Origin of the sequence: Streptococcus sp. HMSC077D04, from assembly GCF_001808785.1 — a bacterium.
Taxonomy (GTDB): Bacteria; Bacillota; Bacilli; order Lactobacillales; family Streptococcaceae; genus Streptococcus; species Streptococcus mitis_BX.
Map to the genome: position 1 here is coordinate 1 of NZ_KV794546.1, position 242 is coordinate 242.

The following is a 242-nucleotide window of genomic DNA, read 5'->3' on the forward strand; positions in this document are numbered from 1 at the left end:
TCAGCCATGTTTCTTTGTCGTCTTCGCTGATTTGACCGTCAATGGCAGATGCTACCTCAATCGCCATAATATACATCGCACGCTTGTCAACCGTTAAAATATCTAGATGAGTGGAAATAATTCGCAAATAATCACCTTTCTCGCGCCCATCGCTTTCATAGGAATTTTCAAAATCCAATATTATATACTCGTATTTAAATGAATTCCACGGATTATCTCCTATTTTAAAATCAGTTACCCCC

1 pseudogene is annotated in these 242 nt (G+C 38.0%); it reads right to left on the minus strand.

Features of this window, described 5'->3' with window-relative positions:
- Positions 1-242, minus strand: a pseudogene (locus HMPREF2701_RS11540) (hypothetical protein); the annotation flags it as partial.